Origin of the sequence: Paracoccus limosus (genome assembly GCF_009711185.1) — a bacterium.
Lineage (GTDB): Bacteria > Pseudomonadota > Alphaproteobacteria > Rhodobacterales > Rhodobacteraceae > Paracoccus > Paracoccus limosus.
Genome location: NZ_WMIF01000001.1, coordinates 295,329 through 316,855 on the forward strand (window position 1 = coordinate 295,329; position 21,527 = coordinate 316,855).

The window sequence follows — 21,527 nt, forward strand, 5'->3', positions numbered from 1 at the left end:
TGACCGGGTTCGCCGGGGGCCCGGCGGGCGCGGCACTTGCCGCCGGACCCGCATCCCCCTAAAGACAGCCGCAGGACCAAAAAAAGGGCAGGGCGGATGCGCGGCAAGGGCAAACAAACCATCGTCTGGTTGCTGATGGGCATGCTGGTGCTGGGGCTTGGCGGCTTTGGTGTCAGCAATTTCTCGGGCGGGACCGCAGATGTCGGTCAGGTCGGCGGGGTCGAGATCTCGTCGCAGGATTACGCCCGGGCGCTGCGCGCGCAGAAACAGGAATTCGCCGCCCAGACCGGCAAACAGGTCAGCCCGGCCGAGGCCAAGGCCTTTGGTCTGGACCAGGCGGCGCTGTCGCGGCTGTTCGTGGCCGCAGGCCTCGAGGCCGAGGCGAACCGGCTGGGCGTCTCGGTCGGCGACAAGGCCGTGGCCGAGCAGATCACCAGCGCGTCCGCCTTCAAGGGCCTTGATGGCAAGTTCGACCGCGCCCGCTATGCCGACGTGCTCAAGCGCGAAGGCATGCGCGAGGCAGAGTTCGAACATGACCTGCGCATGGACGAGGCGCGCATGATCCTGCAAAGCGCCGCGCTGGCCGGCGTGACCGCGCCCGCGCCCGTCACCGATCTGGCGCTGAACTGGCTTCTGGAAACCCGTGACATCCACTGGCGCGAACTGACCGCCGCCGACCTCCCCGATCCGATCGCCACCCCCGATGAGGCGACGCTGGAGGCATGGCACAAGGCCAATGCCGACCGCTTCACCGCGCCCGAGACGCGCAAGATCACCTATGTCTGGCTGACCCCCGAGATGCTCGAGGACAAGGTGCAGGTCGACGAGCAGGCGCTGCGCGATCTCTACCAAAGCCGCATCGCCGATTACCAGCAGCCCGAGCGCCGCATGGTCGAGCGTCTGGTGTTCCCGACCCAGGCCGCTGCCGAAGCCGCCAAGGCCGCGCTCGACAAGGGCGAAACCAGCTTCGAGAAACTGGCCGGCGAACGCGGCCTGTCGCTTTCCGACATCGACCTTGGCGAAGTGACCAAGGCGCAGCTTGGCGCGGCGGGCGATGCGGTCTTTGCGCTGGATCAGCCCGGCATTGCCGGTCCGGCCAATTCCAACCTTGGCCCGGCGCTTTACTCGATGAACGCCATCCTCGATCCGGTGAACACCAGCTTCGAAGAGGCCGAACCCGACCTGCGCGTCGAAGCCGCGCTCGACCGCGCCCGGCGCCAGATCGAAAGCGAGACGGGCGATCTGTCCGACCAGATCGCCGGCGGCGCCACGCTCGAGGATCTGGGCAAGCAGGGCCCGCTGCAACTGGGCCATATCGACTGGACCGGCAAGGACGAGGCCGGCCCCGGCAGCATCGCCGCCTATCCCGAATTCCGCGCACAGGCCTCCAAGATCACCGACAAGGACTTCCCCGAGCTGATCACGACCGAGGATGGCAGCATCTTTGCCCTGCGCCTCGATCAGGTGGTGCCGCCGACGCTGGAGCCCTTTGAACAGGTGCGCGCCCGCGTGGCCGAGGACTGGTCCCAGAACGAGACCAAGCGCCAGCTTCTGGCCCTGGGCGAGGATCTGAAGATGGCGACCGATGCCGCAAGCGAGCCCGTGGTGTCGCCCTTGCCTGCCGCCACCACCCCGGTCGCGCAGGCCGTGGGCGCCGCCGAGGCGCCGCAGCCCGCCCCCGCCCCGGCCGAGGCGCCGGCCAAGGGCAAGCCCGAAACCGGCCTCGCCCGCGGCGGCTTCATCCAGGGCGTGCCGCAGGCCGTCGTCGCCGATGCCTTCGAGATCAAGAAGCCCGGCAGCGGCGAGGTGGTCGAGGCCGAGAATCGCGTCTTCCTCGTGACGCTGGACCAGATCCATGCCGCCCAGACCTCCGGCTCCGAGGCCGAGCAGATCCGCGACGGCATCCAGAACCGTCTGGCCGATTCGATGCGTCAGGACGTGTTCGACTATTTCGCGCGCGCCGTGCAGGCTCAGGCCGGCGCGACGGTGAACCAGACCGCCGTGGATGCGGTCAACGCTCAGGCTCAATGATGGACATCTCGCCCAGTTTTCCCGATTTCGAACGCGGCTGGACTGCGGGCCGCAACCAGCTTCTGACCATGCGGCTGGCGGCCGATCTCGACACGCCGGTCAGCCTGATGCTGAAACTGGCCGAGGCCGCGCCGAATTCCTTCATGCTGGAAAGCGTCACCGGCGGCGAGATCCGCGGCCGCTATTCCTTTGTCGGCATGAAGCCTGACCTGATCTGGGAATGCCGCGACGGTCAGGCCCGCCTGAACCGTCAGGCCCGCTATGCCGAGGAATGGCAGCAAGACGACCGCCCCGCGCTTGATAGCCTGCGCGCGCTGATCGCCGAATCCCGCATCGACATGCCTGATGGCGTGCCGGCCGGGGCGGCGGGCCTGTTCGGCTATCTGGGCTATGACATGATCCGGCTGGTCGAGCGTCTGCCCGATGTGAACCCCGATCCACTGGGCCTGCCCGATGCGATGATGCTGCGCCCCTCGGTCGTGGCCGTGCTTGATGGCGTCAAGGGCGAGGTGCTGCTCTGCGCCCCCGCCTGGCATCAGGACGGGCTAGGCGCCCGCGCCGCCTACGCCCAGGCCGCCGAACGGCTGGCCGAGGCGCTGCGCTCGCTCGACCGCCAGCCGCATGAGCCGCGCGCCCTGGGCGAGGATCTGAAGGTCGGCGAGCTGCGCAGCAATTTCAGCAAGCCCGCCTATCTGGCCGCCGTCGAAAAGGCCAAGGATTACATCCGCGCCGGCGACATCTTTCAGGTGGTGCCCTCGCAGCGCTGGTCGATGGACTTCCCGCTGCCGCCTTTCGCGCTTTACCGCTCGCTGCGCCGCACCAACCCGTCGCCCTTCATGTTCTTCCTGAACTTCGGCGGCTTCCAGATCTGCGGCGCCTCGCCGGAAATCCTCGTGCGCCTGCGCGGCGGCGAGGTGACAGTGCGCCCGATCGCCGGCACCCGCCCGCGCGGCGCCACCCCGGAACAGGATGACGCGCTGCAAGCCGACCTGCTGGCCGATCAAAAGGAACTGGCCGAGCATCTGATGCTTCTGGACCTTGGCCGCAACGATGTGGGCCGCGTGGCGAAAATGGGCACGGTCAAGCCGACCGAGCAATTCATCGTCGAACGCTACAGCCACGTCATGCACATCGTCTCGAACGTGGTGGGTGAACTGCGCGAGGGCGAGGATGCGCTGTCGGCGCTCTTGGCCGGGATGCCCGCCGGCACCGTCTCGGGCGCGCCGAAAGTCCGCGCCATGCAGATCATCGACGAGCTGGAGCCGGAAAAGCGCGGCGTCTATGCCGGCGGCGTCGGCTATTTCGCCGCCAATGGCGAGATGGACATGTGCATCGCGCTGCGCACCGGCGTCATCAAGGACGGCCAGCTTTACATTCAGGCCGGCGGCGGCGTCGTCTATGACAGCGACCCCGAGGCCGAGTTCATGGAAACCGTGAACAAATCGAACGCCCTGCGCCGCGCCGCCGAAGAAGCCGCGCGTTTCGTGCGCAGCGGCAACGCCTGACGATCAGGCCCCGCCGCGGGGCAACCTGCGGCGGGCCATCCGGCGCCCAAGGCCCGGGGCCGTGCCTGCACAGGCCCCCGCGCGCCCATCGGCCAGCGGCCAAACCCTCGGCAATCGCCCCCACGGGCTGTCGCGCCGAGCGGCATCCTGAAAATCTGGCCCCATTATTCCGCTTTTGCATAACATATCCGGATAATGAATTAGCTAACTGATGCTCGACACCCTAAGAGCAGCGCAGTTCAACCTTCCGTGACCGATCCCCTCCATGACATGCAGCGCGCAAAGACCGGCGCGGGCTCTGCCCCGGCGGCGCATGTCCCTTGCGGGCCCGGTGCGGGGCGTTGGCCGCCAGCAGCCATTGCAAGAAACAAGGGAAAAGAATGAAGTCCATCTCGGGGAATGAACTGCAACCGACGAAAAGCCGGTTGACCTTCTGGATCGGCGTCGGCGTGGTTGCCGGGGTCGCGCTTGGCGCATGGTGCCACAACACGGCCGCCACGCCCGAGGCCGCCAAGGCGCTGGCCAAGAATTTCACCATCGTCACCGATATCTTCCTGCGGCTGATCAAGATGATCATCGCGCCTCTGGTGCTGGCCACGATCATCTCGGGCATCGCGAGCCTCGGCAATGCCAAGGCGGTCGCGGGCATCGCCGGCAAGGCGATGTGCTGGTTCATCCTTGCCTCGCTGACCTCGCTGGGGATCGGCCTTGTCGCCGCCAACCTGCTGCAACCGGGCGCCGGGCTGAACCTGCCGATCCCGGCCGAGGTCGCCGAAACCGGGCTCAAGACCGAGGCGCTCAGCTTTGCCACCTTCCTGACCCATGTGTTCCCGACCAGCGTGATCGAGGCCATGGCCGAAAACAACATCCTGCAGATCCTCGTCTTTGCGGTGTTCTTTGGCGTCGGTCTGGGCGCGCTGCCGCGTCAGGTCGCGGCCCCTGCGGTCAAGGTCGCCGATGCCGTGGCCGGCACCATGTTCAACGTCACCGGCTATGTGATGAAGCTGGCGCCGCTGGCCGTCTTTGCCGCCATGGCCGCCGTGGTCACCGTGCAGGGTCTGGGCGTGCTGGTGGATTACGGCCGCTTCATCGGCTCGTTCTATGCCGGGCTTGCGGTGCTGTGGCTGGCGCTGATCGGGGCCGGCTGGCTGATCCTGCGCGGCGAGGTCTGGCGCCTTCTGGGCCTGTTGCGCGAACCGATGCTGCTGGCTTTCTCGACCGCCTCCAGCGAGGCCGCTTTCCCCAAGACCGTGCGCCAGCTTGACGAATTCGGGGTCAAGGAACGCATCTCGGGCTTTGTGCTGCCCTTGGGCTATTCCTTCAACCTCGACGGCTCGATGATGTATCAGGCCTTTGCGGCGCTTTTCATCGCGCAGGCCTTCGGCATCGAGATGACGCTGGGCCAGCAGATGATCATGCTGCTGGTGATGATGATCGCCTCCAAGGGCATCGCGGGCGTGCCGCGCGCCTCGCTGGTGGTGGTCGCGGCCATCGCGCCGATGTTCGGCCTGCCGGCGGCGGGGATCCTGCTGATCATGGGCATCGACCAGATCCTCGACATGGGCCGCACCATGACCAACGTGCTGGGCAACGGGCTTGCCACCGCCGTGGTCGCGAAATGGCAGGGCGATGTCGGCGAAGAGGACGCCCATCCGCATGGCGCCGATCTGGAACCCGTCGAAAGCCTTGCCTGACGCCATGGCGGTGTACGGCCTGTGTACGCCCGGTGTACGGCTGCTGCACGCAGATCACAGCAAAAACCCCAGCATTCGCTGGGGCTTTTCGTTTCCGTCCCGGGATGGGGTCTGTGCGCAACGCACGCAGCCGTTGCGCGCCTCAGTCGGGCTGGCTGCGCCACTCGCGCCATGTCAGCCAGATCACGGTCGCATCCAGCAGGCTCAGCGCCAGCAGCACCGGCGAGTGGGTATGCGTCCAGCGGTGCATCTGCATGACGATGAACCCGGCAAAGACCGCGATCCCCAGAGGATAGGCAAAGGCCAGCTTGCGCATCAACAACGCGATGATCGCCATTTTGATCGCGCCATGGCCCAACAGGTAAAAGGCATAAAAGTGCTGGCTGGCCAGACTGAACTCGGCCAGCGCCCGGGCAATGCCGGCATAGACCGGGCTGTGATGCCCCTCGATCAGATCGTTGCGCGTCAGCCATGCGGTGAACTGGGCGATGCGCTCATGCGGCACCAGCCACAGGCCCAGCCCGGCCGCGATCTCCAGCCCGGCAAAGACCGCCTTGACCACCAGCGTCGATTCGAAAAGCCAGTGCAGCGGCCCGTGCTGGCCCTGGATGTGCTTGATGCTCAACGGAAAATCAATCCTCGCCCCGATAGGGCTGGACATATTGCAGCGCCATGTCCCACGGAAAAAAGATCCAGGTTTCCTGGCTGACCTCGGTGACATAGGTCTGCACCATCGGCCGGCCCTTGGGCTTGGCATAGACGGTGGCGAAATGTGCCTTGGGATACATGGTGCGGACATGTTCCAGCGTGCGCCCGGAATCGACCAGATCGTCGATGACCAGAATGCCGTCGCCGTCCTGCATCACCGCCGGGTCCGGCGCCTTCAGCACGCTGACCGAGCCGCGTTCCTGCCCGCCCTTGCCGTGATAGGATTTGACCGAGATCGTGTCGATCACGCGAATGTCCAGCTCGCGCGCGATGATCATCGCCGGCACCAGCCCGCCGCGGGTGATGGCAAGGATCGCGCGCCATTCGCGATCCTCCAGCCGCCAGGCCAGGGCGCGGGAATCGCGGTGGAGCTGATCCCAGCTGATGTGGAACCCGCGTTCATGGGGCAGGCGGTCGGTCATTCTGTCTGGCTCCTTAGTGCTTGACGATCAACAGCACCCCAAGCACGGCCATGGCAAGGCTGGCGGCGCGGTCGATCCAGAATTTCGCAGCAAAATAGCGTGCCCGCATGGTGGCTGTCGACATCAGAACCGCGACGGTCGAATACCAGAAAAGCTCAGTTGACAGGCAGATCGCATAAAGTACCGCCTGATGCCCGGCCGACAGGGGCGCCGGAAACACCGACAGGATCAGGGCGGCGTAAAACATCGCGGGCTTGGGGTTGGACAGGTTCAGCGTGATGCCGCCGAAGAACCCCTTGGCCCCGCCCGCCGCCGCCGGCAGCGGCTGGTTGGCGGATTGCCACAGCCTCCAGGCGAACCACAGCAGATAACAGCCCCCTGCGACCTTGAAGCCGGAAAACCAGCCCGGATGCAGCTTGAAGACCAGCGCCAGCCCAAAAAGCGCCGCCAGACACCACAGCGAGGCGCCGCAGGCCAGACCCAGCGCATAGGGCAGGGCACGCTCGCGCCCATGCGCGAACGCGGTCTGGATGGTGGCGATGATCGACGGCCCCGGCGTCAGGATCGCCAGCGACAGCGCCGAGACAAGCGTGAGGACCTGCTCGACGCTCATGGCTGCGACTTAATCTTTTTTTGTCGTGGCGATGTCGGGCGCGTCCACGGCCTTCATGCCGACGATATGATAGCCCGAATCGACGTGATGGGTTTCCCCGGTCACGCCCGAGCCCAGATCCGACAGCAGATACAGCGCCGACTTGCCGACCTCGTCCTGGCTGACGTTGCGGCGCAGGGGCGAGTTCAGCTCGTTCCATTTCAGGATATAGCGGAAATCGCCGATGCCCGAGGCGGCCAGCGTCTTGATCGGCCCGGCCGAGATCGCGTTGACGCGGATGCCGTCCTTGCCCAGATCCTCGGCCAGATAGCGCACCGATGCCTCAAGCGCCGCCTTGGCCACGCCCATCACGTTGTAATGCGGCATGACGCGTTCGGCACCGTAATAGGTCAGGGTCAGCATGCTGCCGCCATTCGTCATCATCGCAGCGGCGCGGCGCGCCACGGCGGTGAAGGAATAGACCGAAATGTCCATGGTCATCAGGAAGTTGTCGCGCGTCGTATCGGCATAGCGGCCGCGCAGCTGGTCCTTGTCGGAAAAGCCGATGGCATGGACGATGAAGTCCAGGCTGTCCCAGCGTTCGCCGATCGCGGCGAACAGCGCATCGATGGATGCCTCGTCGGAAACGTCACATTCGGCCAGCAGATCCGAGCCGAGCTGGGCGGCCAGAGGTTCGACCCGGCGCTTGAGCGCCTCGCCCTGATAGGAAAAGGCCAGCTCGGCCCCCTGGTCGGCCAGCGCCTTGGCGATGCCCCAGGCGATGGACTTGTCGTTGGCAAGACCCATGATGAGGCCGCGACGCCCTTTCATCAGCCCCAGACCGGCTTCACTTGACATGTTGCTGCCCCTCGCGCTTCTTCGGTTTTCAGCAGGATTAGGACAACTGCAAGGGGGCATCAAGTGTCGGTGATTGTGCAGCCGTGAGCGATCGCAGTGGAATATTCGCGGGCAGTGACCCGTTTGCCCTGGCGCGGAGCTGGTTGGCCGAGGCCGAGCGCACCGAGCCGAACGATCCCAACGCCATCGCGCTGGCCACGGTGGACGGCGCGGGCATGCCCGATGTCCGCATGGTCTTGCTGAAAGAGATTGAGGGCAGCACCCGCGATGGCGCCTTCGTCTTTTACACCAATTTCGAAAGCGCCAAGGGCTGCGAGATCGAGGCGACGGGCGTGGCGGCCTTTGTCATGCATTGGAAATCGCTGCGCCGCCAGATCCGGGTCCGCGGCCATGTCTCGCGCGTCGAGGACGATCTGGCCGATGCCTATTTCCAGTCGCGCGCGCTGCAGTCGCGCATCGGCGCATGGGTCTCGCGGCAAAGCCGGCCGCTGCAGAGCCGGGGCGCGCTGATGGCCGAGGTCGCGCGTAAGGGAATCGCCCTAGGGCTGACCCCGCCGCGCCCGCCGCATTGGGGCGGCTACCGTATCCGTCCGGTTCAGATCGAATTCTGGGCAGATGGCGCCTTCCGGCTGCATGACCGCTTTCAATGGCAGCTTATTGGCAACAACGAAGAAAAAGCCGCAGAACCGGGCGAAGACATTGAGGCTGTCGAAAGTTTCTGGCGTGTGCGCCGTCTTAGCCCTTGATACGCGTGATGGTTTTATTCATGTTGTGGAAAACCTGACCGCTTTGCTTAGGCGGTCCAGGTTTTCTTTGGATGGGATGTCAGAGTGAAATGAGCGAAAACGACGAACAGCAGCGCGAAGTCGCCGGCGTCGTGAAATGGTTCGACGGCAACAAGGGATTCGGTTTCCTGACCGACCCCGACGGGGAAGCCGACATTCTTCTGCATGCCAACGTTTTGCGCAATTTCGGGCAAAGCTCGGTCGCCGAGGGGGCGCAGGTCAGGGCTCTGGTGCAGAAGACGCCGCGCGGAATCCAGGCCGTCGAGATCCTTTCTATCGAACCGCCCGCAAGCGAGCCGATGCCCGCGATTGCCGATCTGTGCATGGCTGCGCCCGAAGAGGTTGCGCGTCTGCCGCTGATGCCCGCGCGGGTGAAATGGTTCGACAAGGCCAAAGGCTTTGGCTTTGCCAATATCTTTCAGCAAAAAGCCGATGTGTTCCTGCATATCGAAGTGCTGCGCCATTCAGGCTTTTCCGATCTGGCCGTGGGCGAGGCGATTGCCCTGCGCGTGGTCGATGGCCGGCGCGGCATGATGGCGGCGCAGGTGCTTTCCTGGGAACGGGCCGTGCTTGAATCTCAGGAATTGCAGCCGGGGGGAGCAGCCGCGCCCGCTAAACTGCGGCTGGTTGCGGGCGCGTTATGAAATGGCAGGCTGCAGCGGTTCTTCTGATCCTTGCTGAGCCTGTCGCCGCATCTGCCCGAGCCGCCTGTGCGGTGGACCGGGCGGTTTTCACTGGGCAGGGCAAGACCGTTTCGGTTCAGGTCGAAATCGCCAAGACGCCGCAAGAGCGTGCGCAGGGGCTGATGTTCCGCAAGCATCTGAACCCCGACAGTGGCATGTTGTTCATCTATGAGGCGCCGCAGCCGGTCAGCTTCTGGATGCACAACACGCTTATTCCCCTTGATATGGTTTTCATGGATGCGACCGGGCTTGTCCGTCACATCCATCCCAAGGCGCGGCCGCTGGACGACAGCAGTGTGCCCGGCGCCCAGATTGGCGACCCGGACCCGGATCGGCTGATGGTGCTGGAGGTCGCTGGCGGCGAGGCCGCCCGGCTGGGCATCCACGAGGGTATGGTGCTGGCCCATCCCGATCTGCCACAGGACATTGCCCGACAGCCTTGCGACTGATTGCGCCCCGGATGGCCGGGACAGCAACTGAAAACGGCGGGTTACCCCGCCGCTTTGCGATGCATGTCGTCTGCGCGACAGCCTAGTCAGCTTTCTTGGACGAGGCCTTGTCGTCGTCAAGATTTCCCGCGGCACCCTTCAGCTTCTGGCGCTCTTCGATCAGGGCGCGCTTGAGTTGGCGTTTCAACTGGCTGGTCATGTCAGTCCTCCCAAAAAGGGCAGCGGTCTGCTGCACATGTTCAGGCTAACACAACCTTTCCGATCTTATAGCGATAAAATAGGTCGTGTTTTTCGGGGCTTGCGATTTTTTCGCCACAGGTCGGGAAAATCTTGCGGGGATTCTTGGCGGGCCGACGCGCTGCGCCGGCCCGTGATTCAGCCGCCATTCGCTACTGGCGCGCCAGCCAATCGGTGACGGTCGCGCGCAGGTTGACCTCGCCCAAGGCACGAACATCGTCGAGAACCTTGCGCAATTCGGTCAGGTCGATGCGGCGGATCAGGTGCTTGACCGGGCCGATCGAGGCCGGACGCATCGACAGCCGGCGAAAGCCCAAGGCGGCAAAGGTCACCGCCTCAATGGGCTTGCCGGCGTCCTCGCCGCAGAAACTGACCGGCACCCGCGCCTCGTTGCAGCGTTGCAGGATCTGTTCCAGCAGGCAGATGAACGAGGTGTTCAGCGCGTCATAGCGGCGGCGCACGCGCTCATTCTCGCGGTCGGCGGCAAAGAAGAACTGCTTGAGGTCATTGCCCCCGACCGAGATGAAATCGCACATCTCGAAGAATTTCTTCGGTGCAAAGGCAAGGGCAGGGGTTTCCAGCATGGCACCGACCCGCACGTCGCTGGGCATCGGATGGCCCAGACGCTGCTCGCGGGCGATCTGCTCCATCAACAGCCGATGCGCCTCTTCGAATTCGTGCATCTCGGTGACAAAGGGGAACATGACGTAAAGCGGCCGTCCGACCGCCGCCCGGATCAGCGCCTGCAACTGCATGCGCAGCACGCCGCGCTTGTCGAGGCCCACACGGATCGCCCGCCAGCCCATAGCCGGGTTCGGCTCATCCTGCGGCTTCATATAGGGCAGGACCTTGTCCGAGCCGATATCCAACGTGCGGAACATCACCGGCTTGCCATGGGCATTGTTCAGCACATGCGAATACAGTGCCGCCAGCTCGCCCCGGCGCGGCACGCGGGTCCGGGTCAGGAATTGCAGCTCGGTGCGGAACAGGCCGACGCCCTCGGCGCCCGAGCCTTCGAGGCTGGGCAGGTCGGCCATCAGGCCGGCGTTCATGTAAAGCTGCACCGTGCTGCCCGACAGGTCGGTGGCGGGCAGGTCGCGCAACCCGGCATAGCGGTGCTGCGCCTCGGCCTGCATCGCCATCTTGTCGCGAAAGGCCTTGGCCACGGTTTCCTCGGGGCGCAGGTGCACGGTGCCGACATCGCCATCGACCAGAATCTGGTCGCCGTTCAGGGCCTCGCTGGTGATGCGCTCGGCATGGATGACCAGCGGGATCGCCAGTGCCCGGGCGACGATGGCGGCATGGCTGCCGACGGAGCCACCCTCCAGCACGACGCCGCGCAGCCGCCGGCCATAGTCCAGAAGCTCGGCCGGGCCGATGTTGCGGGCGACAAGGATCGGGTCGTCGGGCATCTCGGCCCCGGTATCCTTGCCCTGTCCGGTCAGGATGCGCAGCAGCCGGTTCGACAGATCGTCAAGATCGTGCAACCGATCACGCAGATAGGGGTCGGCGGCGCTTTCCAGCCGGGCGCGGGCGTGGCTTTGTTCCTTTTCGACGGCGGCCTCGGCGGACAGGCCCAGCTCGATGCTTTCCTCCATCCGGCGCAGCCAGCTGCGCGAATGGGCAAACATGCGATAGGTCTCCATCACCTCGGCGCTGTCGCCTTGGCCCATGTCGGTGGCAGCCAGCAGCGAATCGACCGTGCTGCGCAGCATGGCAACCGATTCGTTCAGCCGCGCCTTTTCCTTCAGCGGATCGTCCGCGACCGGGTTCGAGATCACCACGCGCGGCTCGTGCAGCCAGACGCGGCCCTCGGCCACGCCTTCTTGCCCGGTGGCGCCCCGGAACATCACCGGAAAGCGGTGCACCGGCGGCAGTGAATCCGATTGCGTGCCCTGAAACGCGCCCAGCTCGGCCATTTCGGCCAGCACCATGGCCACGACTTCAAGGCCATAGACCTCGTCCTCGGTGAACTGGCGGGCGTCGCGCGATTGCACGACCAGCACGCCCAGCTTTTCGCCCACGCGCTGGATCGGCACGCCCAGAAAACTCGAGAACACCTCTTCGCCGGTTTCCGGCATATAGCGGAAGCCGGGTTCGGCCGGAGCATTGGCGGTGTTCACATGCCGGCCGGCGCGGGCGACGCGGCCAACCAGCCCTTCGCCCAGCCGCAGCCGGGTCTGGTGCACCGATTCGGGCTTCAGCCCCTCGGTCGCGCACAGCTCCAGCGTCTCGGCATCGCGAAACAGATAGATCGAGCAGACCTGAGTCCCCATCGAATCGGCGATGTGATGGGTGATCTGATCCAACCTGTCCTGACCGCCACCTGGGGCTGCCAGGGTCTCGCGCAGCCGCCGCAGCAGCTTGCGCGAATCACTTTCTTTGCGTTCGGCCACGGAACCTCCGCTTACGGCCCGGCCGATGTGTCAGGCCTGTTCCAGCTGGAAGGCATCATGCAGCGCCTGCACGGCCAGTTCCATATATTTGCGGTCAATCAGCACCGAAATCTTGATCTCGCTGGTGGAAATGACCTTGATGTTGATGTTTTCATCGGCCAGCGCCTTGAACATGCGGGCGGCGACGCCAGCATGGCTGCGCATGCCGATGCCGACGACCGAAACCTTGGCCACGTCGGGATCGACGACCAGCTCGTCATAGGCGATGGTGCCGGCGGCCTTGGCCTCTTCCATCGCCTTGCGGGCACGGGCGACCTGATTCACCGGGCAGGAAAAGGTCATGTCGGTCACCGAACCGGGGTGATCCTCATAATCCTTTTCCGAGATGTTCTGCACGATCATGTCGACGTTCACGCCGGCCTCGGCCAATGGCGCAAAGATCGCGGCCGAGATGCCGGGCCGATCCTCGACGGTGACGAGCGTGATCTTGGCCTCTTCACGGGAATAGGCGACGCCGCTGACGACTTTCGATTCCATGATTTCATCCTCATCGCAGACCAGCGTGCCGCTGGTTTCGTCGGTTTCCTCGAACGAGCTCAGCACCCGCAGCCGGACGTTGTAGCGCATCGCCAGCTCGACCGAGCGGGTCTGTAGGACTTTGGCGCCCAGGCTGGCCAGTTCCAGCATCTCCTCGAAGGCGATCTTTTCCAGCTTGCGCGCCTTGGTGGTGATGCGGGGGTCGGTGGTATAGACGCCGTCCACATCGGTATAGATGTCGCACCGCTCGGCGCCAAAGGCGGCGGCAAAGGCCACAGCGGTGGTGTCCGAACCGCCCCGGCCCAGCGTAGTGATGCGGCCTTCGGGCGACAGGCCCTGAAAGCCCGCGACCACGGCGACCTTCATGCCCTCGGCGAATTTCGTGTCGATGTTCTTGCGCGGAATATCGATGAAACGGGCGGCCGAATGCGCGGCGGTGGTGTTGATCGGCACCTGCCAGCCCTGCCATGAGCGTGCGGGCACGTCCATTTCCTGCAGGGTCAGGGCCATCAGCCCGGCGGTGACGTTTTCGCCCGATGCGACCACGGCGTCATATTCGCGCGCATCGAACAGGGGCGAGGTTGCCTCGACCCAGCCGACCAGCTCGTTCGTCTTTCCGGACATGGCGCTGACGATGACGATCACGTCATAGCCCCGCTCGACCTCGCGCTTGACCTTCAGCGCGGCATTTTTGATGCGGTCCGGGTCGGCCACGGACGTGCCGCCGAATTTCATCACCAGAAGCGGCATTCCCTACCCCCAGCAGCCACAGGATTCAGGGGCGCGTTCTATGGGCGGCATCGGAAAAGGGCAAGGGGCTGCGGGAAAAGCCGGCACATCCACTTGCGATCGCTTGGGCCGGACGGGGCTTGGCAGCGGTCATAACGGGCCAAAGATCTGGCGGATTGGCGGTGGGAAAGCGTTGATTTCCTCAGGCGGGGGCCACGGTTTGTTCGCGAAGTCGTTTTAAAACATGATGTTGATATTATTTCGGGAAATTTCGTCACGCGATGCAACCGTTAATTGTTCGTTAACCATACGCAGCCTAAAAACCATTTGATCATAATCGCATGCAGGGGCAGTCATGTCGGAGCAGTCGTTCGAATCCATCCAGGCGCCGGTCAAGCTGGTCATCTGGGATCTTGACGAGACATTCTGGTCCGGCACCCTGTCCGAGGAGGGAATCCACACGGTCGAGGCGCATGTGCAGATGATCCGCACCCTGGTCGATCGCGGAATCATGTGCTCGATCTGCTCCAAGAACGATTTCGCTCAGGCGCAGGCAGCGGTCGAGGCGCTGGGGATCTGGGATCTGTTCGTCTTTCCGCATATCGCCTGGTCGCCCAAGGGGCAGGCCATCGCGCAGATGATCGATGAAATGGGGTTGCGCGACGAAAACGTGCTGTTTCTGGACGACAACCACCTGAACCTCGAAGAGGCCACGTTCTTCAGCCCGCGGCTGATGGTGGTCGATGCCTCGAAGGGGGGGCTGACCGGGTTGCTGGACCTGCCGCAACTCAAGGGCAAGGATGACCGCGGCCACAGCCGGCTGGCGCAATACAAGGTCATGGAGCAGAAAAAGGACGAGCGCGAGAACTCGGGCCTGTCCAATGCCGAATTCCTGCGCCAGTCGCAGATCAAGATCAAGATCATCACCGATGTGGAAAACCACATGGACCGTGTGCTCGAAATCCTGAACCGCACCAACCAGCTGAATTTCACCAAGATCCGCGCCAATTCGGAGACCGAGCGCGCCGCGCTCGAAGAGCTTCTGGCGGTGTCGGGGATGCATGCCGGGTTGGTCCATGTTCAGGACCGTTATGGCGATTACGGCGTGGTCGGGTTCTTTTGCGTGCGCACCAAATTCTCGGGGACGGCAGTGCATCACTTTGCCTTTTCCTGCCGCACGCTCAACATGGGCGTCGAACAATGGGTCTGGCAGCACCTGAACCGGCCGGATTTCGATGTGGTGGGCCCCGTCGCCAGCAAGCTGACCGATCATGGCGAGATCGACTGGATCACCGAGGTCACCGATTTCGAGACCGGCACCAACCAGCTGGAAGAGCGGCGGCTGTGCCTAGTCGGCGGCTGCGACCTGTTGCAGGTCTCGTTCTATTGCGGCACCAACCGCGATGAATTCGTCAACAAACCGGATGAGAACGGCCTGCTGGTGCGCCACGACGATGTCGGCTTCATCCTGAATCCGCGCGACAAGTCGCTGCGCCATTCCTTTCCGCTGCGCCATCTGGTCGGGCAAAGCTATGAGGACATGCTGGCCTTTGACGCATCGGTCAAACAGGCGGATCTGGTGCTGCTTTCCCTATATTTCTCGGTGCCTTCCGACCTGTTCTTTACCTATGGCGGCAAGGAATGGGGCGGCGAATACTGGGCCACGATCCCGCCGCGTCGCTTCAAGCGGCTGATGAAGGATCCCGATCTGGCCGCGCGCTTTGCCAAGGAGATGTTCCACCGCCGTCTCAGCCTTGCCGAGCGGCTGGAGCTGACCCGGCGCTGCTTTGCCCGCGTCGACAGCCTGCGCTTGCCCGAGGCGCCGCTGTTCATCCTGTCTGCGGCCAGCGAACATGGCGAACAGGCACAGCGCACGCATGAGATCCGCGTCGCCTATAACGCCATGTGCCGCGATTTCTGCGATGTCACGCCGAACACGCATTTCATCGACGTGGACCGGCTGCTGAGCCCCGACGAATTCGTCGACAGCGACCATTACACCCGCACCGGCTATTTCAAGGTGGCCGAGTTCGTGAACAGTTTTGCGGCCAAGCAACCGGCGCAGGAACAGGCCGCCTGAAACGTCGCGCGCCCCCGCTTTGCGGGCGGGAGCGCGACCTGATCCGCCTGTGGGCGGGCCCGCGCCGCCAGGCAAGATACGAGGCTTTGCGCATGTTCCAATCCCCGATGCCGGCGGCTCCGTCTCGCCCCGAGCCGCCGCAAGTCCTTTTCGATGGTGAGCATCTGCAACTGCTTTACCAGCCCGGGCCGGGGCCGCTGACGGTGCTGAGCTTTGACATCATGCATGCCCGCGCCAATGGCCGGAATGCCTTTGCGCGCAAGCTTTGCCTGCGCAACGGGCTGCCGCTTTTGGGCGTGGTGCCCAAGTACCCCTGCTGGTATCCCGCGACCGAGATCGTCCGGATCGCCGAGATCTGTCGCCGGCTGGGCCGGGGGCCGGTCATCGCCTATGGCGCCTCGATGGGCGGCTATGGCGCGCTGCGCTGGGGCAAGTTTCTGGGCGCGCATCATGTGCTGGCCTGCAGCCCGCAGGCGACGATCGACCCCGGCCAGACCGGGCCGGGGGATCGTCGCTATGGCCGGTATTTCCAGCCCGCGCAGCATGCTGTCATGGCGGTGCGGGCCGAACATGTCGCGGGGCAGGCGGCGGTGCTTTATGATCCGCGCTTTGGTCCCGATCGCGTGCAGGCCGGCTTGCTGGCGGATCTGGATGGCGTATCGCTGCTGCCACTGCCCTTTGTTGCGCATGGCACGGCTGCCTGTCTCAGCGGCTCGGCCAATGCGCTGGCCGCATTCCAGCATCTGATCGCGGGCGATTTCGCCGCGCTGCGCCGGCAATTGCTGGCCCGGCGCAAACTGGGCGGGCGTTATCATCTTGAACTGGCGACGGCGGCCATTCGCCACGGCCGGCACGCCTTGGCCCAGCGGCTTGCCGCCCCGGTGCTGGCGACCGATCCGCTGGGCTATCACATGGTCATGGCCCGCCGGGCGATGGCCGTCGGCGAGCCTGCGGCTGCCGCCGGGCATTACCGCAGCGCGCTGGCCGCGAAACCCGGCCATCGCATTGCCGAGATGCATTTGGCTAAGCTAGTCGCGGAAGCCGGCGAGGTCGCCTGACGAGGGGCATGACTGCAGGGTCGCCGCTGGTCGGGCCGGCAAAGCGCCGCGCGCGCGGTCGGTTGCCTGCTGCGCACAGGGCTGCGATCCGGCTCGACTCTCTCCCCTTGGCTGCAATCCGTCCCGCGCCCCGCGCATCCGAGGCAGGGCCAAACCCAAATGAAAATGCCGCCCCTAGGAGCGGCATTTCGGATCTTGCGCAGAACCGTTAGGCTGGCTCAGGGGCCAAGGATGGTGCAGGCCTGTTGCCGGGCGGCAAGGCGGCTGCAGGCCAGTTCGGCAGTTTCCTGCGACATGCCAAAGAAATTCGCCTCATAGCCGCGCTGGGTGTTCAGCACCCGGCTGGCCGCGTTGCCAAGCGCGCTGTTTTCCTGCAGCGCGGTGCGCAGCAACAATTGCTCGGCCTCGCTCTGCGAGCGGTAAAGGCCCAGCGAAACGCCATAGCTGCTGCCATTGTCGCCACGGGCCACGACCTCGACCGGCTGGGCCGGATCCGTCGCTTCGGCGCCGGGGGCGGTCAGCAGGATCGCGCCCGCCTTCGGCGCGGCACGCTCGGCCAGGGCCATGCCTGAGGCCGGGGCAACCGGGCTCAGCACAAAGAGCGAGGCGGCACCCGAACGGTCCAGACTGGCCGATTCGTCGCTGCGCGGCGCGCGGTTGGGCCGGGCCGAGCTGGCCAGCCCGTCCGCCTCGGGCGAGTCGCCCTCGGGGCGACCGGCAGGACGGGCAGCGGCGATCTCGTCGGCGCCCTTGGTCGAGGCGCGGGCAACGGGTTGGCCGGGCTTGCGCTGCGGACGCGACGCATCGCCCGGCTGCTTTTCACGGGCGGCCAGCTGCGCGCGCTCGACGGCGGCGGAAATCGCCTGTGGCGTGACCACGGCGGTATTCGACGCGCGCGCCACCGGCCGGTCCGAAGCCGAAAGCCGGACTTGGGCGCTGGCGGTCGATGCCGCTGCGGCGGGCTGGGTGCGGCTCGGGGCCACAGCCACCGGCGCGGCCGGGGCGACCTGAACCACGGGTTCGTTCCGCGCAACCTGCACCGTGCGGCGCACTTCACGCGGCGTTGCAACCAGCACCGGCGCGGGTTTCACCTCGCGCACGCGGGACGGAGCTTTGCCGAAGCCGGCGTCCAGCAGCTGCGCCATCACCGCGTTGCGATGCGCCGTCGAATTGCCGCCCAGCACCGTGGCGATCAGCCGTTTCGGCCCCCGCTGTGCCGAGGCGGTCAGGTTGAAGCCCGCCGCGCGGGTATAGCCGGTCTTGATGCCATCCGCGCCCTCATAGCTGTCGAGGAAACGCTTGTTGGTGCTGGACACCGTCGCGATGCCGGCATCCGCCGTGCGGCGCGAAAAGATCGAATAATACTGCGGGAAATCGTAGAACAGCCGCCGGCCAAGAATGGTCAGGTCGCGCGCGGTGGAGTAATGCCCGTCGATCGTCAGCCCGTTGGCATTGCGGAACTGCGAGTTCCGCATCCCCAGCGCCTTGGCCATGGCGGTCATCTGCGCGGCAAACTTGGGCTCGGAACCGGCAAGGTTCTCGCCAATCGTGGTGGCCGCGTCATTGGCCGATTTCACGGCGGCGGCGCGGATCAGGTAGCGCAGCTCGATGCGCTGGCCGGGGCGCAGCCCCAGACGCGACGGCGGCTGCGAGGCCGCGTGCTGCGATACGAGGAATTTGCTGTCCAGACGGACCTGCCCCCGTTCGATGGCGGTAAAGGCCATGTAAAGCGTCATCATCTTGGTCAGCGAGGCAGGGTGCAGGGGCGTATCCGCGTTCTGCGAATAGATCTCCTGTCCGCTGCGCGCGTCCATGACATAGGCGGCAAAGGGGGCCGCGGTGACCGCCATGGGCAAGGCCCAAGCCAATAGGACCATCAGTCCCAAACGGACGTTCTTGGTGATTCTGCTCACTGTCCCGGTCTCTTCTGCCTCTGAGGGTCCATTCGTTATGCGGACCCTTCGTTAATATTCCGATAATATCACGGGTTGACGCTTTCGGGAACACGAAGTTTGGCGCCCCCGGTGGATTTTCTACCCGTGGTTGAGGCGTCCGCCCGCCGCCCGTGATGACGCGGGGGGCTTACATCGGCGGGATTTGCGCCTATATTCAACCCCAACCCCAACCATTCATGTCCTTGGCCCCGTGACCGATCCCCTGAAGATGAGCGATCCAAACCACCGTGAGGACGTCGATCTGGCGGTCAAGACCAAGCCGCGCACGCAACGGCCGCCGCTCTACAAGGTCTTGCTGCTGAACGACGATTTCACGCCGATGGAATTTGTCGTGCATGTGCTTGAACGCCTGTTCAGCATGACCCGCGCCCAGGCGATCGAGATCATGCTGACCGTGCATCGCAAGGGGGTCGCCGTCGTCGGCGTGTTCTCGCATGAGATCGCCGAAACCAAGGTGGCGCAGGTCATGGAACTTGCCCGCCGTCAGCAGCATCCGCTGCAATGCACCATGGAAAAAGAGTAGAATTTGGCTGGATCTCGTCTGGATCTCGTGTTCGGCGGCGTGCCGCCCGAAGGTCGTTTGTTGTTGGTCGGGGCGGATGGCGACAGCGATCTGTCCGGATTCGATCCCGCGCGCACGCAGGTCGTGCAGCGATTCTTTCCCGATGTGGCCAGCCTGAAGGCGCGCGGTTTCGAGCCGGTGACGCAGGCCGAGGGTCGCTTTGATGGCGCGGTCGTGTTCCTGCCCCGCGCCCGGGCCGAGGCCCGCGCCCGCATCAGTGCCGCCGCCGCGCATCTGGCCGCCGGCGCGCCGCTGTGGATCGACGGGCAAAAAACCGATGGCATCGATTCCGTTCTCAAGGAAATGCGCGGCATCACCGAAGTCGACGGCGTGCAATCGCGCGCCCATGGCAAGATCTTTCGCGTGCATCTGCCCCAGCCGGGGCTGATCCCCGCCGATTGGGCGGCCCGCGATCATGAAGCCGCGCCCGGTTTCGTCACCCGTCCGGGCGTGTTCTCGGCTGATGCGCCCGATCCGGCCTCGGTCGCGCTGGCCGCGCATCTGCCCGAAAAATTGCCGACGCGGGTGGTTGATCTGGGTGCCGGCTGGGGCTGGCTTTCGGCGCAGATCCTGCGCCATCCCGGCGTCGAGACGCTGCATCTGGTCGAGGCCGATGCCGTGGCGCTGGACTGCGCGCGGCGCAATGTCACCGATCCGCGCGCGCAATTCCATTGGGCCGATGCGCTGGATTTCCGCCTGCCCGAGCCGGTGAACGGCGTGGTGATGAACCCGCCCTTCCATGACGGCCGCGCGGCGGATCCGGCGCTGGGGGCGGGCTTTATCCGCGCGGCGGCCGGGCTTTTGACCGGGGCGGGGCGGCTCTGGATGGTGGCGAACCGGCATCTGCCCTATGAGCAGGCGCTGCGCGACAGCTTTGCCGAGGTAACCGAGCTGGGCGGCGATGGCCGCTTCAAGATCCTGACCGCCACCGGCGCCCGGCGCGGCGGCAAAGCCGCAAAGGGACGTAGATGAGCATCTCGATTCAGGGCAGGACGGCGATTGTCACCGGCGCGGCGCGGGGCATCGGGCTGGCCATCGCCCGGCATTTTCAGGATGCTGGCGCGCAGGTCGTGTTCGCCGACAGCGACGAATCGGCGCTGCTGACGGAAACCGGCGATCCCTCCGAGGGGCCGATCCGGGCCTTTGCCGGCGATCTGGCGCAAAAGCTGACCTTGGCCAATCTGGTTTCGGCGACCATCGACGCCTTTGACCGCATCGACATTCTGGTCAATGCCCATCGCACCGTGCAGCCCTGCGATCCGCTGGCGCCGAATGACGAGCTGTTGGGCCAGATGCTGCGCGAAAACATGATCTCGGGGCTGAAGCTGTCGCAGATGGTGGCCAAACGCATGGTCGCGCAGGCCGAGGCCGAAGCCAATGACGGCGCCTTGCAATGCGGCGCCATCGTCAATGTGGTCTCGCTGGCGGCCGACCGGCCCAGCCCGGACATGCTGGCCTATTCCATCGCCAGTGCAGCGCAGGCGCAGGCCACGCGCGCGCTGGCCATGGCGCTGGCGCCCAAGCGGATTCGCGTGAATGGCGTGGCCTTTGCCTCGATCATGTCGAATCAGCTGCAACTGACGCTGCGCGAGGATCCGGGCATCCGCGACCGGCTGATCGCGCTGACGCCCTTGGGCCGTATCGCCAGCGCCGATGAACTGGCCGAGACGGTGCAGTTTCTGGCCAGCGAAGGCGCCTCTTTCATGACCGGGCAGATCCTGCGCGTCGATGGCGGCCGCAGTCTGGGCGATCCGATGCAACCGGGTGTCTATTAGGCGGTCATTTCTGCTTTTCGGGATAGGCGGCCTTGCAGGCATCCATCGCCACCACCGCCGATTTGGCCAGCTTCGCCTTGCGCGCGGCAAGATAGTCGCGTTTGCGCGTCTCGGCCGCCGGGTCGATCGGCACGCGATAACGCTCGGTATCGACGGTATTGCGCAGGCAGGGCCGATAGGTGACGGCGGATTTGCCGTCTCGGCCGCGCACCACGGTTGGGCAATCGTCCCATTCCGGCCGCGTCACCTGACGTTCCTGCCAGGCGTAGCCGCGCGCCAGATTGCCCTCGACCTCGGCCAGCAGGCGCGACACGGTGCGGTATTCGCTGGTATTGCGGCTGATGCATTGCTCTTGCGGGGTGCCGCAGGCTGCGACAATCAAGACAAGCGGCAGGCCAAGGGCGATGTTGCGGGTCATGGTCCGGGGCTCTAGTTGTTTCGGCAAGCATAGAGCCGGCACCGATGCCGGGC

At 65.1% G+C, this 21,527-nt stretch carries 19 protein-coding genes; 11 read left to right on the plus strand and 8 right to left on the minus strand.

All coding sequences use genetic code 11. The annotated features are described in order from the left end of the window. Window positions 1-96: 96 nt before the first annotated feature. The 3 genes from GL279_RS01555 to GL279_RS01565 all read left to right on the plus strand — a co-directional run bounded on the left by GL279_RS01555 (window position 97) and on the right by GL279_RS01565 (window position 5,230). On the plus strand, window positions 97-2,031 hold the full coding sequence (locus GL279_RS01555; RefSeq protein ID WP_155062842.1) for a peptidylprolyl isomerase: 1,935 nt from the start codon (window positions 97-99) through the stop codon (window positions 2,029-2,031). Next, complete coding sequence (gene trpE, locus GL279_RS01560) at window positions 2,031-3,536, plus strand: anthranilate synthase component I (protein ID WP_155062843.1); 1,506 nt, start codon at window positions 2,031-2,033, stop codon at window positions 3,534-3,536. Before GL279_RS01555 ends, trpE begins: the two co-directional genes overlap by 1 nt. A gap of 380 nt (window positions 3,537-3,916) precedes the next feature. Then, window positions 3,917-5,230: a dicarboxylate/amino acid:cation symporter gene (locus tag GL279_RS01565; RefSeq protein ID WP_155062844.1), complete on the plus strand. Its 1,314-nt coding sequence runs from the start codon at window positions 3,917-3,919 to the stop codon at window positions 5,228-5,230. Window positions 5,231-5,372: 142 nt separating this feature from the next. On the opposite strand, the gene GL279_RS01570 is transcribed toward GL279_RS01565, so the two are convergent. Genes GL279_RS01570 through fabI form a run of 4 tightly spaced genes read right to left on the minus strand, consistent with a single transcriptional unit; the run spans window position 5,373 to window position 7,810 of the window. Then, the gene (locus GL279_RS01570; RefSeq protein WP_170293893.1) at window positions 5,373-5,855 is read right to left on the minus strand and encodes a DUF2127 domain-containing protein; all 483 of its coding nucleotides are present in this window, start codon (window positions 5,853-5,855) and stop codon (window positions 5,373-5,375) included. Between the two features lie 7 nt (window positions 5,856-5,862). Continuing rightward, window positions 5,863-6,360, minus strand: coding sequence for a xanthine phosphoribosyltransferase (gene gpt, locus GL279_RS01575; RefSeq protein ID WP_155062848.1), 498 nt, complete (start codon window positions 6,358-6,360; stop codon window positions 5,863-5,865). A 13-nt stretch (window positions 6,361-6,373) separates the two neighbouring features. Next, window positions 6,374-6,973: a LysE family translocator gene (locus GL279_RS01580; RefSeq protein ID WP_155062850.1), complete on the minus strand. Its 600-nt coding sequence runs from the start codon at window positions 6,971-6,973 to the stop codon at window positions 6,374-6,376. Window positions 6,974-6,982: 9 nt separating this feature from the next. Continuing rightward, window positions 6,983-7,810, minus strand: coding sequence for an enoyl-ACP reductase FabI (gene fabI, locus GL279_RS01585; RefSeq protein WP_155062851.1), 828 nt, complete (start codon window positions 7,808-7,810; stop codon window positions 6,983-6,985). An 83-nt stretch (window positions 7,811-7,893) separates the two neighbouring features. On the opposite strand from fabI, the gene pdxH reads away from it, so the two are divergent. From pdxH to GL279_RS01600, 3 genes are all read left to right on the plus strand, one after another. Continuing rightward, window positions 7,894-8,556 (plus strand): pyridoxamine 5'-phosphate oxidase, encoded by a 663-nt coding sequence (gene pdxH / locus GL279_RS01590; RefSeq protein ID WP_343039677.1) that lies wholly within the window; start codon window positions 7,894-7,896, stop codon window positions 8,554-8,556. A gap of 89 nt (window positions 8,557-8,645) precedes the next feature. Next, the gene (locus GL279_RS01595; RefSeq protein ID WP_155062853.1) at window positions 8,646-9,239 is read left to right on the plus strand and encodes a cold-shock protein; all 594 of its coding nucleotides are present in this window, start codon (window positions 8,646-8,648) and stop codon (window positions 9,237-9,239) included. 71 nt (window positions 9,240-9,310) lie between these two features. Further along, complete coding sequence (locus tag GL279_RS01600) at window positions 9,311-9,727, plus strand: DUF192 domain-containing protein (RefSeq protein WP_343039678.1); 417 nt, start codon at window positions 9,311-9,313, stop codon at window positions 9,725-9,727. A 389-nt stretch (window positions 9,728-10,116) separates the two neighbouring features. On the opposite strand, the gene ptsP is transcribed toward GL279_RS01600, so the two are convergent. Continuing rightward, window positions 10,117-12,360: a phosphoenolpyruvate--protein phosphotransferase gene (gene ptsP, locus GL279_RS01605; protein WP_343039679.1), complete on the minus strand. Its 2,244-nt coding sequence runs from the start codon at window positions 12,358-12,360 to the stop codon at window positions 10,117-10,119. Window positions 12,361-12,390: 30 nt separating this feature from the next. Then, the gene (locus tag GL279_RS01610; protein WP_155062856.1) at window positions 12,391-13,647 is read right to left on the minus strand and encodes an aspartate kinase; all 1,257 of its coding nucleotides are present in this window, start codon (window positions 13,645-13,647) and stop codon (window positions 12,391-12,393) included. Between the two features lie 334 nt (window positions 13,648-13,981). Between GL279_RS01610 and GL279_RS01615 the strand changes: the two genes are divergently transcribed. Together GL279_RS01615 and GL279_RS01620 are read left to right on the plus strand one after the other, a co-directional pair. Further along, window positions 13,982-15,706 carry a hypothetical protein gene (locus GL279_RS01615; RefSeq protein ID WP_155062857.1) on the plus strand — a complete coding sequence of 575 codons (1,725 nt, stop codon included), beginning with the start codon at window positions 13,982-13,984 and terminating at the stop codon, window positions 15,704-15,706. 92 nt (window positions 15,707-15,798) lie between these two features. Then, window positions 15,799-16,764, plus strand: a complete 966-nt coding sequence (locus tag GL279_RS01620) for a tetratricopeptide repeat protein (RefSeq protein ID WP_155062858.1) — start codon at window positions 15,799-15,801, stop codon at window positions 16,762-16,764. A gap of 218 nt (window positions 16,765-16,982) precedes the next feature. Here GL279_RS01620 and GL279_RS01625 read toward each other — a convergent pair whose 3' ends face one another. Next, window positions 16,983-18,614, minus strand: a complete 1,632-nt coding sequence (locus tag GL279_RS01625) for a D-alanyl-D-alanine carboxypeptidase family protein (protein ID WP_246175070.1) — start codon at window positions 18,612-18,614, stop codon at window positions 16,983-16,985. A gap of 313 nt (window positions 18,615-18,927) precedes the next feature. On the opposite strand from GL279_RS01625, the gene clpS reads away from it, so the two are divergent. Genes clpS through GL279_RS01640 form a run of 3 tightly spaced genes read left to right on the plus strand, consistent with a single transcriptional unit; the run spans window position 18,928 to window position 21,056 of the window. Beyond that, window positions 18,928-19,242 carry an ATP-dependent Clp protease adapter ClpS gene (gene clpS / locus GL279_RS01630; RefSeq protein ID WP_155062859.1) on the plus strand — a complete coding sequence of 105 codons (315 nt, stop codon included), beginning with the start codon at window positions 18,928-18,930 and terminating at the stop codon, window positions 19,240-19,242. Between the two features lie 3 nt (window positions 19,243-19,245). Beyond that, window positions 19,246-20,253, plus strand: a complete 1,008-nt coding sequence (locus tag GL279_RS01635; protein WP_155062860.1) for a class I SAM-dependent methyltransferase — start codon at window positions 19,246-19,248, stop codon at window positions 20,251-20,253. Next, complete coding sequence (locus GL279_RS01640) at window positions 20,250-21,056, plus strand: SDR family NAD(P)-dependent oxidoreductase (protein WP_155062861.1); 807 nt, start codon at window positions 20,250-20,252, stop codon at window positions 21,054-21,056. Before GL279_RS01635 ends, GL279_RS01640 begins: the two co-directional genes overlap by 4 nt. 4 nt (window positions 21,057-21,060) lie before the next feature. On the opposite strand, the gene GL279_RS01645 is transcribed toward GL279_RS01640, so the two are convergent. Further along, complete coding sequence (locus tag GL279_RS01645; protein WP_155062862.1) at window positions 21,061-21,474, minus strand: hypothetical protein; 414 nt, start codon at window positions 21,472-21,474, stop codon at window positions 21,061-21,063. Window positions 21,475-21,527 lie beyond the last annotated feature (53 nt).